The sequence below is a fragment of the Stagnihabitans sp. genome (assembly GCF_964946895.1).
Genome location: NZ_CBBQHX010000006.1, coordinates 156,549 through 173,240 on the forward strand (window position 1 = coordinate 156,549; position 16,692 = coordinate 173,240).

Sequence of the window (16,692 nt, forward strand, 5' to 3'; positions counted from 1 at the left end):
CTGTCACGATGATCGCAACAGCGTGGCTGTCGATCCAACGATCTGGCCAACCTGCTGGAACGCCACCCGCCGCCGTGCCGAATCCGCACCCGACCGCAGCAGCACGACTTCAGTCGAGGCGATGATCGCCCGCGCCTCGGCATTGGCGGTCAGCAGCTGATCAGCCGAAATCGCGGTCAGCGGGCGGGACGAGGTCCGCAAGGGGCCGCTGGTGGACCGTGCCACCGCCTGCGACAAGACCGAGGAGGCATTGGCAATCGCCAAGGCGTGCAGCTTGCGCGCAGCGTTTTCCAGCGCGGCCCGCACCTCGGAATATTCCCCCGCCCCGGACAGGCCATCCGCCACCGATTGCAAGCGGTCACTCAGGCAGTCGATGGCATATTCCTGCTGCACGAAGGCGCGGCAGAAATTCGCGCCGGCGGTGATTTCGTCAAGGATCTGTTGCGTCGTCTCGGTGTTGATCACCTGCAGCACATCGGCTGGCCCGGTCGGGTTGCCCAGGGGCGTCGTCGAGAAGGGATCGACGCTGCGCGTGACCGGCGGCGGGGCCACGGGCTGCGGCGCAATCAGGCCGGGGCCTGTGGCGACGTCGGGCAGGCTATAGTTCGTCAGGTCGGTTCCCCCGACCGCACTTATGTCAGATGGGGTCAGATTTGCCGTGACCTGATGTGGCCCAAGGGTGGCGGCCGCATAAAGGCCGGCGGTCTGCGTCACCACCCCACTGTCGCCCAGCACAAAGCCGTCGATGGCAAAATTGGCCTCGGTCAGGGTCGCAAGGGTGGTGCCATCAAACAGCTTGGTCGGCGTGCCGACGATGGTGATATCAAGCGCCTTGCGCGCGATCGCCCCCTCGCCGCTGGCAATGACGGGCAAGACATAATTCGACAGCGCCGTCCCCGATCCCGCCGCAAAATCGCCAGCGGCCAAGGTCGCGCTGACCGCCAGCCCGTCGCCGGCGTGGCTTTGCCCATAGGTGCCAAGGGTTTGCGTCACCGTTGCCCCCTGTCCGCTGACAAATCCGGTCAGGTTGAAATCTGCCGCCGTCAACGTGGCATCCGCGGTGCCGTCAAAAACCTTGTTGATCCGCCCCGTGAAGGCGACCGAGAGTTGGCGGCGGTCAATCGTACCAAGGCCCAAGGCGGACACCGGCAGGATATAGTTCGACAGCAAGGTGCCCGAGTTCGCGGCAAAGTCGCCATCTGCGAGATTTGCCGTTACGGTCAGCCCGCTTCCCGCGTCGGTCTGGCTATAGCTGCCAAGGGTCTGCGTGATCGTCGCCCCCTCACCGCTGGCAAATCCGGTCAGGTTGAAATCCGCCGCCGTCAGGGTGGCATCAGCCGTGCCGTCATAGGTCTTGTCGATCGAGCCCAGAAGTCCGGCGGACAACTGCTGCCGGTCGATGTTGCCCAGGCCCGCAGCGAAATCCGGCAGGATGTAGTTCGTCAACAGGGTCCCCGCGTTGGCCGCAAAGTCGCTGGCCGACAGATTGGCTGAAACCGTCAGCCCGTTGCCGGCGTTGGTCTGGCCATAGCTGCCAAGGGTCTGCGTGATCGTCGCCCCCTCGCCGCTGATGAACCCGGTCACGGTGAAATCCGCCGCCGTCAGCGTGGCACTGGCCGTGCCGTCATAGGCCTTGTCGATGGACCCGACGATGTCAACCGACAGCGCCTGGCGGTCGATGTTGCCAAAGCCCGAGGCGGACAGCGGCAGCACATAGTTTGACAGCAAGGTTCCGGAGTTCGCCGTGAAATCCCCTGACGCCAGATTGGCAGAAACCGTCAGCCCACTCCCGGCATTCGTCTGGCTGTAGCGGCCAAGGGTTTGCGTCACCGTCGCCCCCTCGCCGCTGATGAACCCGGTCAGGTTGAAATCTGCCGCCGTCAGCGTGGCATCCGAGGTGCCGTCATAGGCCTTGTCGATGGACCCCGGAATGCCCACCGTCAGGTCCAGCGGCGTGATGGCAAGGCTTGCGGTGTCAGTCGTGTCAAAGACGTAATTGCCGCTGGTCTCGGTCAGTCCGCTGGCGGTCACGGTATAGGGATTCGCCGGCCGGGTGGCGTTCACCCCGGCCGAGCCATCGCCACCGCTGTAAGCCAGCGTCGGGCCCGCGCTGATCAGCCCCGTGCCATCAGTGCCTTTCCAGCCGATGTAGGTTGGTGTCAGCGTATAGCCGCCAACGCCGTCATAGGGTTTGGTCTGATCGGCCAACCCGACGGTGATGGTGGCCGGGCTGACATCCAGAATGCCGTAGCCCACGGAATAGCTGTTCACAAAGCCAGACGCCGTCGCCGTGACATTGGTCTTCAAGGCATCGACATAATGCCCGGCATTGACGAAGCCATCGCCAGAGAAGCTGGCGATGCTGTCGTCCACATAAGCCGCACTCAGCGAAAATCCCCAGGCGGCAGGATCCGAGATCACCTCGCCGCTGTTCTTGACCGTCATGCTGATCGTGCCGGGCGTATAGGTGTCGCCATAGGTCAGCGTGGCCCCCGAGACGATCACGACAGGCGCTTGCCGATAGACCATTGCGTTATTGCCGGTCAGTTGCCCCGGGTCCAGCGGATCGGCCGGGTTATATGTGGTGTCGAAGAACAACTCGTCCGGGGTCAGCACACCCAAAGTGCCCGTGTCGTGGTCGGGCCGGTCGGAATAGGTGATCCATTGGCCGGGGCCCATCGCGCCAATGGCGCTCGCTCCGGCATGGTTGATCAGATTGCCGCCGCTGGCCAGAACCAAACTGCCGCCACCGGAATTGGAGTACAGGAAATCCCCGCCGGCCGACGTGCCCAACGTGAGATCGCCAGAGGTCTGGACGATCAGACTGCCCGGTGTCGAGATGGTGCTGCACTCGCACCCACCGTTGTCCGTGGTGCCGATCAGGTCCAATCCGCTGGCCGTCGTGGTCACCCGCACATCGCCGAAGGCCGTGTCATTGACCAGCATCGGGACCGAAACCGTTGCAATGCCCCCCGACAAATCCGCTTGCGACTGATAGAACCCGGCCGCCGTCATCGAGGTGGTGGCCGCAGCCCCGGCGGCGCCGGAATGTCCGATCAGGGCGGCGTTGGTGTTGGTGTCGCCCTGTTTCAGGACAATGCTTCCGGCTGCCGTGACGTCGATATTGCCAGACCGGGTCCCCCCCGTCAGCAGGATGGAATTGAGGTCCAGCGACCCGTGCCCGATCATGGCATAAGACGTGGTCGGCGCCCCCGTCGTGGCGCCCTCCAGATCGACCGAGCCACCCGCCTCGACCGAGATGGCACCACTGGCCACGGCTGTGGCGGGCGAAACCAGCCCCACGGTGTGATTGATGCCGATATGGCCGATCTGCGCCCCGGTCTGGGCCAGCGTGCCGGCCATCAGGGTGACGTCGCCCGTGGCCCTGACGGAAATGTCGCCGCTGACGGTGCCCTGATCTGCGGTGCCGCCAATGTTGAAGCCCAGTTCGGCAGAAACCCCGGTCGAGCTGGATCCGGTGCCGCCCGAAAGGGTCAGGTTGTTGGCGTAAACCCGCGTGGCCCCGGTTCTGGCCCCGACCGCCACCGCATTCACTCCATTCGGATCGGCAATCTGGACCGAGCCGCTGGCCGCGTGCGACACGCCGCCGATGGTGTAAGTTACGCCGTTCTGCGCGCCAAACAGGGTCTGGCTTGCCAAAGTGGCGGAATTGAAGGTGGCGGCGTCAAACGACGTGCTGCCATCCCAACCGGCCACCACGTTCAGATCTCCCCCGGTGGCATCGTTGTTCTGCACAGCGGCGTTGAAGATGATATCCCCGCTGGCCAGCAGGGTCAGGCTGTGGCTTGTGCTCCAGCTGACGGCGTCGGTAACAAGGATCGACCCGGCCTCGCCGGCCGTGTCGGTGGACATCAGGACAACATCCTGCGACCCCAGAAGATCAGTGATGTCGCTGGGCAGCATCAGGGTGGCATCGGCCGAGTTGCCGACCAAAACGGCGGAGTTGTTGACCGAAATCTCAAGGTTGTCGGGGTCGATCAGCAAGGTGCCGCCACCGGAATCCACCGCGCCCGCAAAAGAGATATGGCCGCCCGAAACCTCGACAAAGCCGCCCTCGCCCCCCTTGGCAAAGATCTGGCCGTCAAACTGAGTTTCGCCCTGCGCCTTGAGCGTGACCCTGCCGCCCGCCGTGCCCGAGGCGTCCAGCGTTCCGGCCATGTCCACCGTGCCGCCTGTCGCGACAATGGTGCCACCGCTGCCATCGGCGTTCTGCGCCTTCGCCGTCTTGGCGATGGTCAGCTTGCCAGTATCGCCTGCCGTCAGAAAGACCCGTCCCGCCACCTTGGCCACGCCGGTAGCCTCGATGGTGCCTTGGGTGTTGCCGGCCAGCGCATAGACGTTGCCACCCTTGGCGCGCAACTCTGCCGCCGCCGCCCGGATCGCGCCAGACTCGCTGGCCGATGTGTCGCTGCCGCCCACCTTGACCGAGAAGAGCCCATCCGCCACCGCCGCGTCGCGCATCAGGATCTCGCGGCCCGCAATCACGCCCACCGTGCCGTTCGGGGCGGACAGGCTGCCTTGGTTCACCACGTTGCGCGCCAGCAGTGCAACATCGCCGCCCAAAGAGGCGACCTGCCCCAGATTGACCACATAGGCGTCCGAGGTCCCGGCAAAGATCGCATCTCCGCCGTTCAACAGATCCGCGTTCGACAGGTCCAGCGTGGTCGCCACAAAACGCCCGCCGGTGTTGACCACCCCGGTCCTGCCCACCACGATGCCGTTGGGATTGACCAGATAGACAGAGCCGGTCGCCGTCAGACTGCCCAGAATTGACGAAGCATCCCCCCCCGTCACCCGGTTCAGCGTCACCCCGGTACCATTGTTGACCTGTACCCCAAAGCCCTGACCAATCGAGAAGGCACCCCAATCCACGATGCCGTACTGACTGCTTTGTTGCAGCAGAAGCGATGCGGCCGAGGGGGAACTGATCGCAACATCGCCCGCCAGCACCTTGGGATCGCTGGGCAAACTTTGGCCAAAGACGGCCCCGGGCAGCAGGCTGGGCAGAAAACTGACCCCCAGAAGATAGGCCGCCAAAACGCGATTGTGCGCCATCATACCCCTCGCTTCGTCTGTACAGTCTCTCGCGACGTCACGCCCTACGGTCGAGCAAGTTTGTCACAACCTGCTGACCCGAAGTTCACTTCCCATTCACCTGCAGGGCCGCCAAGGCGGCCCCGAACCCGTCGAGCGAGACGGGAACCACGATCCGCTTGCCATCCTGCATCAGCGTAAAGCTGACATTGGCCGTCTTGACCGCGCCCAATCGGGCCAGAAGGTCGTCCGCGGCGTCCGTATCGGCCACGCAGCCCTGCGCCGTGCAGGTGACGTAGGTCAGGGCAGCGATCTGATCCTGCGGCTTGGGCGCCGCAGGATCAGCGCCCGCCGGTGCCGGCTGATCAAGGCTGAGGCTGATCCCATCGCGCAGTGCCACGCCGGTCGGCACCTGCAGCGCCAACCGTTTCACCTTGGCCCCGGGCGGCGTACCGATGGTCCAGGCCAGTAAGGGTCGCATCTGACCGTCCTGCCCCTTCAGGTTCAGTCGGGTCGTCATCTCGCACATCTGCTGGGCGGGAGTGCCATCGGCCTGCGCCACCATGCTGCAGCCCACCGTCCAGGCGCCATAGGTCGCCGTGGTGGCACTGGGCGCGGTTTGCGCCAGCCCGGGCACTGCCGCGACAAGAGCCAAGGTCATTCCAAGCCATGTTGACATGTCCACCTCAGAACCGCGCGGTCAGTTGGAAGGCCACCGACATTTCATGCGCCTTGGTCGAGCCTGCCGCGGTCAAGGTCTGCGCAATGTCGATCTTGGCCACCAGATTGTCCCCCAGTGTGAAATCGCCGCCCAGCCCGATCGCGGCCAGATGCTCGACCTTGCCGCTGGCCTTGGCATCGGCCACCCCGAAATCCGCGAAGACATGCGGGCGGAACTGGCCAACCATCTTGGCAATGGGGACGCTGATCGGCGCAGAGCGATATTCGACACTGAAAGAGGCCGCCGAATCCCCCGCGGCCCCATTGGTCGGATAGCCGCGGACGGTGCCATCTCCGCCCAAAGACAACTGCTCCAACGGGTGCAGGGCATCGCCGGAATATTGCCCCCCCGCCCGCAATGCCACCGAATGCGAGGGGTCCAGCATGATCTCTTGCGCAATCGATGCCTTGGCATAGCTGTAGGACCCGGCGGTTTTGGTGCCGTCAATATCCTGATCCAGATGCCCTGACACCAGCGACACCGCGAAATCACCATGCGTCGGCTTACCGAACATCTCGCCATTCAGGGCCGAACGCAGGCCCAGTTCGACATGCTGAAGATGGGTATTCTCGCCCGAAAACTGTACCGGCCCCAGAAATTGCGCCCGGTCATAGGTGTTGCCCGCCCATCCCAGGAAAACCTCGGGCGTCATCTTCCAGGTGCCGCTGGTGGTGGCCAGCGGGAAGGCCAGCTCTGCCGTGGCGCCATTGGTGGTGGTGGACGAGGTGAAGCCGCTGCCCGGCACCGAATAGCTGGAAATATGGCTGAGCCCCAGCTTGATCTTGACGCGGAAGCCGTCCGACAGGGTAACCGGGATGAAATAACTGAGCGCGTGGCTGAGATAGCCCTTGTCCTTGTGCGTGTCCCACAGATCGCCCTTGCCCAGACTGCCGGGCGCGCCGTTGAACTGATAGGACAATTGGTGGTCCTGCCACGGCAGCGCCGACATGTTGAAGCCGGCAAAGATCCGGCCCAACCCGGTGTCGCGGGTGCCCGCGTTCGAAGCGCCCGCATAGGCCGACCACGGCCGACCATTCTGCACCTGCAGGGTCAGCTTGGTGCTGTCCGGTGCGGCACCCGGTTCAAAGACCACCGAAACATGGCGGAACGGGTTGAGGTTCAGCCAGTTCACATCGGCCAGAAGCGTGGTGGTATCGACCTCTTGCCCCGGCTTCACCCGGATCTGGCTGGCAACATAGCCCGCGGCCCCCGGCACGGCACCCGTCACCGCCGTCTCTTCCAGCACGAAGGTGTTGACGTTGATCTGCAACCGGCCTGAGGTTACCTCTTGCGGCGGCACCGTCACCAAGACCAGCGAGCGGCCATGGTCGCGGTAGAACTTGGTGATTTCGGCCTCCATCGCGCCAATCGCCTGATAGGACAGCGGCTGGCCAATGTATTTTTGCAAAACGGCCCGAAAAGCGGGCTCCTGCGCCGTGGCACCGGCCAGACTTGTGTCAATGACGCTGCCGGATTTGGCCCGTGCTTTCACACCATTGGCATGGGTATCAACCAGCATCACACCCGACAAGGTAACGCCAAAGGGTGTCGGATCGGTCAGCCGATTTTCCAAAGCTGCGGTCGAGATCGCGGCCGTCTGCGCCCCTTGCAACACAGGTGCCGGATGCTGCTCGACCGTTTGCGCCCCGGCGGAACCAAAGCCACCGGTCAGGACCGCCGACGCCAGCAAAACCCGCCGAAACAGGATGGTGCGCGCCGACGTCGCAGCAGACCTTTTTGTCATGGGCTTTCCCCGGATGAAATTACCTGAAACCTGACCCAGCGCAGCACCCCGCCTGTGCTTCTAAAGTATTAACCATACTCTTTCGTTTCGACAATCCAACCCACTTTGACACACCGATTTTCCCGCCTGACGCGGCACCCTGAGCTTTGGGCACAGAACCGCTGCCCCGGCCGGTGCGACAAGGGCACGACTTGCGCAAAAGCTGGGCGCCCGGATAATCGCTCCCCTGCCAGCGCCTTGTGGCGGCGGCCACTTTGCGGCAAGAGCGCGGCAGAGCGCCTCGTGCAGAAAAGGGCAAGACGATGGACTATTCCAAATCCGGCAATGCGAAATTCGGCAAGGGCATCCCGCGCCATGTCGAACACAACGCCAAAGGCACCGACAAGAACCCCTACTTCCACCGCGAAACCAAGGCAGAACTTCTGGCGCGCATGAAAGCCGCCGCCGAGGCGAAGAAGCAGGACTGACCTGCTGCCATCCGGTGCGCCGGCCCTTTTAACAAAGGGCGGCCCGGAAGCGGACGAACCCCGCGTGCATGAACGGCCCCACGAGACCAAAACAAAAACCTGCCGGCCACGAAGGCCAGCAGCTTATCAAACTCAAAAACGTGTCAACAAGACCCGCGCCGACGCACAGGCGTCACTCGAAGGTCATATCCCGCGCCACCATCGCAGCTTGCGTTCTGTTGGCGACGTTCAACTTCTTGCAAATCTTGCGCACATACATCTTGATCGTCACTTCCGTGCGGCCCAGCTGGTTGCCGATCGTCTTGTTGGTCAAGCCACTGACCAGACCCTTGAGGACCGAAGTCTCAATCTCGTTCAGGCCCTTGATGCCAGCGGGTTTCTCTTTCACGTCAGAATCGAGAACATCGCTCATGTCTGCGGGAATGAAATCCACGCCGGACATGATCAAGCTGATGGCCTGATCCAGCGCCTTGGCAGGAAAGCTCTTTGGCAGGAACCCTGCGGCGCCGGCATTCATCGCCTCGGTGATCATGGATTTCCGCATCACACCGGAAATGATCACGATGCGGCTTTTCGGAGACGCGGCCTGAATGGCGTAGAATGCGTTCAGACCAACGACATCGGGAAGATGGTAATCCAGCAGGATCAGGTCATAAGGCCCCGCATTGGTGATTTCCGTCAAAGCGGACGGCAGGCTGAAGGCGTGGTGCACTTCAATGGTGTCGTTCGCAGCCAGAAGTTCAGACAGCAACTCTGCAACCATTTTGTGGTCATCAATGACCAAGACCTTTGGCTTCTTTGACAGTTCCATTCTACTTCCCATTATCAAACCTTGCGGTTCACTGCACGAAAGCACCGTGGTCCCTGTACCGAACCGCTCCTGCAAGAGGCAGGAAGAGACGATATAAGATACCTCCTCCATGAAACCGAGAAAGTCGGGTGCGCCAATTCTTCGATGGATAGGTTAACACTTGGCTTTCAGGATCTGAAGATACGCTTTAGGATATGTTCCTGAAGTCGTCTGCGCGAAAGCATATCGCACATCTCTCCCCTTCGGACCTGGGCACGCGCAAGGACAAATCAACCCCGGGTGAGAAGATGATCGGTGCCGCCACGACGGCGCCCGAAAGGGCGCGACTCAAACCGGCCAGAAAATTCTGAAACTGCAAATATACGTTGAAATTGGCCCGTTTAGCGGCAACTCGACCGCGTGAAGCAACCATCGCGCAATCGACACGCGCGCGTCAGTCAGCCCGAAACCTGCCGCGTTCGGAGCTGCCGTTTGATGGGCATCAACCGGACGCGGCTATGACGACCAGACGGCCCGGAACCCGCCAAATCCGACCGTCTGCTTTCGGAAAACGCCTTGGGCGCCGCGGGCAAATTATGGATTCGAAACGCACTTTCCCCGCGAACCCACGGCCGAACGCGCCCTGATCCGGCAGCCACTCCGTGATTCGCTGCGGGTGTTTGCGGTCTTCGACGGGCCTTGCCGATCCCGGAAGACTGGGGTGCCAAGCACCCCACCCACGCGCCGTTCAGCTCGCCAGTTTTGCGTCGTTCCAATTGGGATTGGCTGCCCCGCGGCCCGATATTTCGCGCAGGTACGAAGTGACCGGACGCCCGACATGGACGGTCCCATAAACCCGCACGGCAATTTTACCGTCACCAATATCCTTCAGGTATTCACCCTGAATGAACTGGTAATTACCGACCTGAATCGTTCTCAACATCTTGCACCTGTTATTCGAATTTTGCTTGCTCGCGCCATCTTTTCAGAGAGCGCGTTCGTAATCGGACAGGCCGAGTTGAAATCTTCTGTCATGCCAGACGCCATTGTTGATGGTCGCCTCCGCCACGCCCAATTCAAACCGCGTGACCGTCAGCGGCAGTCGCAATGTCGCATCGCAAAGAACCAGCCGTTCGGCCGTCAGATCATCAGCTGCGACCTCGGCGCTGATCAGAATAACCGGACGATCACCGGATGCCTTGCGCAACAGCAGCAGCGCATCAACAGCAGCAGCAATACCGCCGAAGTCATCGACATCCACGATTACAAAGGACCAACGGTCGCCATTGGATATCAAATCGTCGACGGCTTCGCCAAGACAGGCATGGTGATCAATCCTTTGACCTTGATCCGCCAACCAATTCCGCAATTCGCGAAACGACTTCGCGCCGCCTACAAACAGCATCGGCCTGATGTCGTAGCCTTCCATCACGGCAAGCGATTTGGCATCAAGCTTGTCCGCCTTGGCATTGAGGATGTCGAAATGCGCGCTCATGGCCCAATGCAGCGGCGCATCGATTGTTGCGCCACCGGACCGCTGCGCCGTCACATCAGACGGCCATGTAAAACAGGATCGGATATAGCTCCCGGCAATCTTGGGAAGTCCCGAGAGGCGATCGATCTGCCATGTTTGATGCATATTCACGTCCCCTGATCTTCCAACCATGCTTATTCTGACTGGGGGAACCGATCAAACACTCCTACGCTGCAATCTTTGCGCAAAAGATATACCGGATTGTCCATGGAGGTGGCCGGACGCACAGCGCGGGTTGCGGCTTTCGATAGCGCGGCCCATCGCCCTGTCAGGGCACGAATTGCGCCGAACACCCCAGTGCCGGGCGGCGCGCCTCAGTTTGAAGTCCGGTGCCGGGCCGCCGTGTGGCATTGCCAGCGGTCGGGCCAGCAGAAGGGCCTGCAGCGCGGCACGTTATTCTCGCACCAGCGGCACGCCGGTCATCGATCTTGTGAACCTGCCAGAGACCGAGATGCGTGGTGGCCAGCAAGGCCGCATGGCCGACTTTCTCACCGGCCTCGACTTCGCCTTCCCCGAAGATCCCGCCGTCTTCAGCAACGCAAAAATGACAACGGCCTTGCTCGACCGCCCTACCCTCCACTGCGAAATCATCGAAGCCGGCAACAAGTCATGGCGCTTCAAAAACCGTGCCTGACCCCGATCAGGGCCTGACCCGCCTTCACAACTTGATCAGCTCCGGAGGCTCAATCCCCGATCCAAACAGCCCCAAGGGGGCGAAATTGCATGCCGGTGGCGGTCAGTGTTCCCCGCCGATTGACAGAAACCGTTCCTTGGCGGCGGCGAGGGCCTTGGCCCCCCCGCGCCACGACGGTCACCTGCGAGGTCCATCTGTCTTTCCCGGATGCGACCCATCTTTTGGGGCTTTCTCTTCAAGAACGCCCGAGCGGTCGGAAAAGAGTCACGCTGGGAGCGATTTCTTGTAAGGGTCAGTTGGTCATCGGCAAGAAGCCGGTGCCGGCCGGGCCCATGACGTCCCAAAGCGACGGACTGGCTGAAGGCGCGGCATCATGGCACTTGCCTTAGCCCTACAGCTTGGGCAGGTCGACACCGGTCAGGCGCAAACTGCGCAAGTCTTCGGCAAGGATGCGGGGGATTTGCGTCTGAAGGTCGCCCAGATCGTCCACACCCCGCAACATCCGCCCTGCCAGCGCGTCAAATCGCCCCTCGGCAATGGCCGCCACGACACCGGCAGCAAAGGTCGGGGGTACGTTGATGCCCTGCTCGAACAGTGCTTCAATGCCCGGCAGCCAAGTCTGCCCGGCAGTGGACTGCAATTGCAATTCGGTCATCGCGGTTCGCACCAACCCGGGGTCCAGCGCAAAGGCGCGGACACCGCCGGACAAGGTGGTGTCGTTCAGGCATTCGGTAAAGCGCATCAGCCCGGCCTTGCTGGCGGCATAGCCAGAGCCGTGCGGGAAGCTGCCACCGGTGCCACCGCCGACCAGATTGACGATCCGGCCCCGTCCTTGGGCCAGCATCTGGGGCGCGAGCACCCGGCACGTGTGAAAGCTGCCACGCAGGTTGATCTCGATATCAGCCCACCATTCTTCCGGATCGCAAGCCCAGACCGGACCGAACGCTCGAAAAGAGCCGTGGTTGTTGACGAGAAGATCAACCGGTCCCAAATCGCGAACCACGCGTCTAAGGGCGACCTCCACCGCCGCCAAATCGACCAGATCGACCGGCAGGGCAATGGCTTGGCCTCCATCGGCGGCGATCAGCGCGGCGGTTTCGTCAATCTCGGACGCTGTTCGGGCGAGGACCGCAACCTTGGCCCCGCGCCGCGCGAGTTCCCGGGCGATTTCGCGACCGATGCCGCGCCCCGCCCCGGTCACGACGGCGGTTTGTCCGTACAAGACGTGCTCCATCACGGCACTTTGTGCCCGGCGGCGCGGAAGAGCCGATACCACGCCTCGCGCGATAGCCTGACCTCGGCACCCGCCGCACTTTCGCGCACGCGGGAGGGGGTGGTCGTGCCCAGAACCACCTGAATGTCGGCGGGATGGCGGGTGATCCAGGCCACGGCGATACCGGTGGGCGTCACGCCATGGGTCTCGGCCAGTTCGTCCAGCACGTCGTTCAACTCGGGATAGGCCTCGCGGTCGCCGAGAAAGACTCCGTCGAAGAAACGCTTCTGGAAGGGGGACCATGCCTGCAGGGTCATCCCTTTCACCCGGGAATAATCCAGAAGACCGATGTCCCGGCTGATCGACTGATCCAGCCCATCCATGTTGACGGCCACACCCTGCGCGATCAGGTTGGCGTGGGTGATCGACAATTGCACTTGGTTGAAGCGCAAGGGCTGGCGCACCGCCGTCTTCAAGAGTTCGATCTGGCCGGGTGTCTGGTTCGATACGCCAAAATGGCGCACCTTGCCCGCAGCTTCCAGCGCATCGAAGGCGGCGGCCACTTCATCGGGTTCGACCAAGGTATCAGGGCGGTGCAGCAACAGGACATCCAGATAGTCCGTCTTCAGGGCAGCCAGCGAGCCATCGACTGCAGTCAGGATATGCTCTTTGGAAAAGTCGAAAAATCCATTGCGGATGCCCGCCTTGCTTTGGAGGATGATGCCCTCCCGCTCGGACTGGCTCAGGCCAAGCGCCGTGCCGAAGCGCGCCTCGCACAAATGCGGGGTGCCGCCATAGATATCGGCGTGGTCGAACATGGTGATCCCGACCTCGCGCGCGGTGTCGTAAAGACTGCGTATATCCGCATCGTCCATCTTGGCGATGCGCATCAAGCCAAGGATAACGGCAGAAGGGGCCAAGCCCTCGGTCACTTTCGTCTGTTTCAACTCTTGTCTCCGTTGATTTGGGGTCAGGATGAGGTCTTGCCGTTGATCTTTCAAACGGAATGTAGCGATCAGATCCCTGTTTGCAGCATTTGCATTGACCTGCTCCCCGGTCGTCCCTCGTTCATAACGAGAGTCCTTGGGGTTGATAGGCATTGGTTTCAGGTCTGGCAAGCGCGCCGGGCGCGGTGCCATCAAGCAGCTCAAGCGTCCGGCGCGCTTCTGTCGGGGTCTTGTTGCCCAGCGAGGAATGCGGCCTGACGGTGTTGTAGTCATAGCGCCAGAGGGCCAACGTGCGGCGGGTATGAGGAGGATCAGAAAACAGCGCGGGGCGCTGTTTTCCCGACGATTGGGTCAGGCTGTCGAATATCTCCTCGTTGAGGCATTCGTCGCGCAGGCTTCCGTTGAATGTGAGGAGGGATCAGAAATTGATCCAGTGGATCAATTCCCCCGACGCAAGATGTATCCGTTTTGCTGCGGTTTGCCGGGGTCGATGTAATGCCATTCGACCTTGTTGTCGTTCGCCCATTTGAGGATCGCCTTGCTGGTGAACTCGGTCCTATTGTCACTGACGATGCAGGCGGGTTTTCCATAGATCCGGACGAGAGCGTCCAATTCTCGTGCGACCCTGGCCCCCGAGATGCTGGTGTCGGCGATCAGGCAGAGGTTTTCACGGCAGCAATCATCGTTCACAGCCAGAATGCGGAACCTCCGGCAGGCCCCGAAGGGGTCGGACAGAAAGTCCAAAGACCAGCGCTGGTTCGGGCGAAGTGGCATTGGCATCGGTCTGCGGCTGCCTCTCGCCCGTTTGCGGCCACGCCTGCGCCGCACCGACAGCGTCGTCGGGAAAACAGTCCCCCGGACTGTTTTCTGATCCTCCTCCGTCTTCACGGTATATCCGGTAAAGCTTCTTTTCGTTCATTACCATGCCCTTGCGCTCCAGCATGACACAGATGCGCCGATAGCCAATCCGGCGGCGCTTCTCGGCGATCTTGTTCATTTCCAGACGGATCTCCGGGGTATCAGGCGGATGCTCGCGCCGCACGGTCTTCGGACCCGCACCGATCAGGACGCAGGCCCGGCGTTGAGAGATCGGATGACCCTTCATCGCCCGCAGCATCGCGTCCCGCCGTTGCATCGGCGTCGTCAGGACTTTCCCAGCAGGTCTTTCAGGACCACGTTGTCGAGCATGACACCCGCCACCAGGCGCTTCAGCTTGGCGTTCTCCTTCTCAAGCTGCTTCAGGCGTTTGGTGTCCGACAGGTCCATCCCGCCATACTTGGCCTTCAGCTTGAAGAACGTCGCTGGGCTGAGGCCATGCTTGCGGCAGAGCTCAGCCGTCGGCAAGCCTGCCTCCTGCTCTTTGATCATCCCGATAATCTGCGCTTCCGTAAAACGGCGTCTCCTCATGTCGTCTGCTCCTTCAGAGTTGGGTAGACTCTACATCAGACCGAGGGAACTTTCGGGGGGCAGGTATGAACTGCCTTCCCCTGCAAGTGATTTGTTGATGCGCCGCTAACCCTGCTCCTATGTATTCGGTCTATGTTGGGGCCCTTCTGTTTGCCCCTGACCAAGATGGGAAGTCGCGCGCCCTGTGTCTCGTTAGCTCATCGGCCTTCAAATGCCATGCCCCCCGTCAGACTTGCAGGACGCCGATCAGGTCGTTGGTCCATCTCCGTTTCACTTGCAGATTCTTGTGTTTCTCCCCGCTAAAGCGCGCTGCTAGATGCTGACCGCGGCGACTGAACGCTATCGCTCGCCCGTTGTCAGCACTGCCCATGCGATGCGCGCCAACTTGTTGGCCATCGCAACAGCAGCGACGTTGACATGCATCCTGGTTTTCAAGCTGTCGACCCAGCTGGCGAGTGGGGTCGACCTGTCCTTGACCAGGTGCAGCACGGTTCTGGCCCCGTGAATAAACAGCTTTCGCAAATACGTGTTGCCGTGTTTGGATATGCCGATCAGCTTGGCTTTGCCTCCTGTCGTAACTTGCCGGGGAACGAGGCCGAGCCAAGCCGCAAGATCTCGCCCCTTGCCAAAAGTCTTCCCATTGCCGACGGCCGCCACCAGTGCAGTCGCGATCGTAGGCCCGACGCCAGGGATTTCCATCAGCCGGCGCATGTCCTGATCAGCTCCTGCAACCGATTTTATCTCGCTATCCAGTGCGGCGACCTTATCGTTGATCGTGCCCAACTCGGCAGCCATGTCCGCCAGCAGCGCCATCATCCTCGGCGTCAGGTCGTCCTTGTGATCTTCGGCGAGCCTTGTCAGAAATTTCTGGAACACATGCCGCCCCTGTGCCGGACGAATACCGCGCTCCATCAGAAAACCACGGGCCTGATTGATCAGTCGGGTCCGATCCTGCACAAGCCGCTCTCGCGCCCTATGGAGGGCTTGCAAATCAAGTTGCTCTTCCGACTTGATCGGCACGAAGCTCATTGTCGGGCGAGTTGCGGCCTCTGCGATGCCCTCGGCGTCACGGTCATCGTTCTTCTGCACTTTCACGTAGGGCCGAACATAAAGTGGCGACATCAAGCGAGGCTTTTGACCGAACTGCAAACAAAACCGCCCAACGTGATGGGCGCCGCCACAGGCTTCCATGGCCACAACACAAGGCGCCAACCGCCCAAGAAACTCCAAAAGCCGAAAGCGTTGAAGACGTTTGCGTATCACGACAGCACCAGTGCCGTCCACTCCCGCCAAGCTGCAGATCGTCTTGCCCAAGTCAATTCCAAGAACCGCGATTTCCATCGGAATCCTCCTTACTGTACTACCGATGACCGCAACTATAGATGCGGTTGGGCGGGAAGGCAGTTCATCCCATTAGGTCAAGCGCAGTGATCCTTCACCGCATGTGAGTTGATGACACTGACTTCGGGACCGACAACTCAATGCCACTTGCGGCCTGACGACCTGCACTCCCAACCGTTGCCTGCCTGAACGCAGGCCTTTGAGGTTCCTCCAGGGACGCGGTTCCTATGATGCCGTGGTCAGGACTGTTGCCGATCCAAGTCGAGCACGCCAATGAGATGGGCACATCGGAATTGCATTGAACCAGCATCATGTTGGCAGCCATGCGCTGACCCCGGACCGAAGCATGCACCCGGGTTGATCGCAGACGAAGGCTGCAGTGACAGCAGGACGGCCTAAACCGATCCAAACATCAAACCCGCCTTTGGGCGACACATGCCGCATGAACGAAACCGCTTGACTGGGACGGCCCCGTTACCGAAGTCCTGACCCTAACGGGCTCTTGACATCAGCACTTCAAGAAGGTGTCCTTGAAGCGTCCAAAATCATGTCCCGCAAATGCTGCATGGACCGGCTCGCATCGTTCAACTATACTACTTTTGCCATCAGTTTGGGAATGAACGAATGGACGACAGCGAGGGCCTCGGCCGTCGGATAAAGGCTTGGCGACTGACCCAAGAGTTGCACCAGAAGGAATTGGCGCATCGACTTGGCGTGACACAGCAGGCAGTATCGTTTTGGGAAAACGGTAAGGACGTTCCCTCAGCAAAAACTTTGGCACAGCTAAAGTCACTGATGGTGACGCCAGACCCGCTAAATGTGGAGCGTGCCTTCATTCG

Annotated in this window: 11 protein-coding genes and 2 pseudogenes; 3 read left to right on the top strand and 10 right to left on the bottom strand. The window is 61.3% G+C overall.

Annotated elements, in window-relative coordinates; genetic code table 11:
• Positions 1-3: 3 nt before the first annotated feature.
• From AC1Y2B_RS06065 to AC1Y2B_RS06075, 3 genes are all read right to left on the bottom strand, one after another.
• Positions 4-5,076: a beta strand repeat-containing protein gene (locus tag AC1Y2B_RS06065; protein ID WP_482252170.1), complete on the bottom strand. Its 5,073-nt coding sequence runs from the start codon at positions 5,074-5,076 to the stop codon at positions 4-6.
• A gap of 85 nt (positions 5,077-5,161) precedes the next feature.
• On the bottom strand, positions 5,162-5,734 hold the full coding sequence (locus AC1Y2B_RS06070; protein WP_482252171.1) for an invasion associated locus B family protein: 573 nt from the start codon (positions 5,732-5,734) through the stop codon (positions 5,162-5,164).
• 7 nt (positions 5,735-5,741) lie between these two features.
• Positions 5,742-7,520, bottom strand: coding sequence for a ShlB/FhaC/HecB family hemolysin secretion/activation protein (locus tag AC1Y2B_RS06075; RefSeq protein WP_482252172.1), 1,779 nt, complete (start codon positions 7,518-7,520; stop codon positions 5,742-5,744).
• 302 nt (positions 7,521-7,822) lie between these two features.
• Between AC1Y2B_RS06075 and AC1Y2B_RS06080 the strand changes: the two genes are divergently transcribed.
• Positions 7,823-7,987: a hypothetical protein gene (locus AC1Y2B_RS06080; RefSeq protein WP_482252173.1), complete on the top strand. Its 165-nt coding sequence runs from the start codon at positions 7,823-7,825 to the stop codon at positions 7,985-7,987.
• 172 nt (positions 7,988-8,159) lie between these two features.
• Here the strand turns inward: AC1Y2B_RS06080 and AC1Y2B_RS06085 are convergent, their stop codons facing one another.
• The 3 genes from AC1Y2B_RS06085 to AC1Y2B_RS06095 form a co-directional block, all read right to left on the bottom strand.
• A complete protein-coding gene (locus tag AC1Y2B_RS06085) occupies positions 8,160-8,798 on the bottom strand; it encodes a response regulator (protein WP_482252174.1) in 639 nt (212 codons plus the stop codon).
• Positions 8,799-9,525: 727 nt separating this feature from the next.
• Positions 9,526-9,720: a hypothetical protein gene (locus tag AC1Y2B_RS06090; RefSeq protein ID WP_482252175.1), complete on the bottom strand. Its 195-nt coding sequence runs from the start codon at positions 9,718-9,720 to the stop codon at positions 9,526-9,528.
• Between the two features lie 42 nt (positions 9,721-9,762).
• Positions 9,763-10,416 (bottom strand): hypothetical protein, encoded by a 654-nt coding sequence (locus AC1Y2B_RS06095; RefSeq protein WP_482252176.1) that lies wholly within the window; start codon positions 10,414-10,416, stop codon positions 9,763-9,765.
• A gap of 313 nt (positions 10,417-10,729) precedes the next feature.
• Here AC1Y2B_RS06095 and AC1Y2B_RS06100 point away from each other — a divergent pair.
• Positions 10,730-10,945, top strand: a pseudogene (locus AC1Y2B_RS06100) (ATP-binding protein); the annotation flags it as partial.
• Positions 10,946-11,336: 391 nt separating this feature from the next.
• On the opposite strand, the gene AC1Y2B_RS06105 reads toward AC1Y2B_RS06100, so the two are convergent.
• From AC1Y2B_RS06105 to AC1Y2B_RS06120, 4 genes and pseudogenes are all read right to left on the bottom strand, one after another.
• Entirely contained in the window at positions 11,337-12,167 is an 831-nt protein-coding gene (locus AC1Y2B_RS06105; protein WP_482252177.1) for an SDR family NAD(P)-dependent oxidoreductase, read from the bottom strand.
• An 11-nt stretch (positions 12,168-12,178) separates the two neighbouring features.
• A complete protein-coding gene (locus AC1Y2B_RS06110; RefSeq protein WP_482252178.1) occupies positions 12,179-13,105 on the bottom strand; it encodes an aldo/keto reductase in 927 nt (308 codons plus the stop codon).
• A gap of 121 nt (positions 13,106-13,226) precedes the next feature.
• A pseudogene (locus AC1Y2B_RS06115) lies at positions 13,227-14,512 on the bottom strand (IS3 family transposase).
• 339 nt (positions 14,513-14,851) lie between these two features.
• Positions 14,852-15,853, bottom strand: coding sequence for an IS110 family RNA-guided transposase (locus tag AC1Y2B_RS06120; RefSeq protein ID WP_482252179.1), 1,002 nt, complete (start codon positions 15,851-15,853; stop codon positions 14,852-14,854).
• 624 nt (positions 15,854-16,477) lie between these two features.
• On the opposite strand from AC1Y2B_RS06120, the gene AC1Y2B_RS06125 reads away from it, so the two are divergent.
• The coding region (locus AC1Y2B_RS06125) for a helix-turn-helix domain-containing protein (RefSeq protein WP_482252180.1) at positions 16,478-16,692 on the top strand (215 nt) is incomplete at its 3' end.

Excerpts from the sequence above, each read along its gene's own strand:
- AC1Y2B_RS06095 (WP_482252176.1), bottom strand. The coding sequence starts at position 10,416 with ATGCATCAAACATGGCAGATCGATCGCCTCTCGGGACTTCCCAAGATT.
- AC1Y2B_RS06120 (WP_482252179.1), bottom strand. The coding sequence starts at position 15,853 with ATGGAAATCGCGGTTCTTGGAATTGACTTGGGCAAGACGATCTGCAGC.
- AC1Y2B_RS06075 (WP_482252172.1), bottom strand. The coding sequence starts at position 7,520 with ATGACAAAAAGGTCTGCTGCGACGTCGGCGCGCACCATCCTGTTTCGG.
- AC1Y2B_RS06065 (WP_482252170.1), bottom strand. The coding sequence starts at position 5,076 with ATGGCGCACAATCGCGTTTTGGCGGCCTATCTTCTGGGGGTCAGTTTT.
- AC1Y2B_RS06080 (WP_482252173.1), top strand. The coding sequence starts at position 7,823 with ATGGACTATTCCAAATCCGGCAATGCGAAATTCGGCAAGGGCATCCCG.
- AC1Y2B_RS06090 (WP_482252175.1), bottom strand. The coding sequence starts at position 9,720 with ATGTTGAGAACGATTCAGGTCGGTAATTACCAGTTCATTCAGGGTGAA.
- AC1Y2B_RS06085 (WP_482252174.1), bottom strand. The coding sequence starts at position 8,798 with ATGGAACTGTCAAAGAAGCCAAAGGTCTTGGTCATTGATGACCACAAA.
- AC1Y2B_RS06070 (WP_482252171.1), bottom strand. The coding sequence starts at position 5,734 with ATGTCAACATGGCTTGGAATGACCTTGGCTCTTGTCGCGGCAGTGCCC.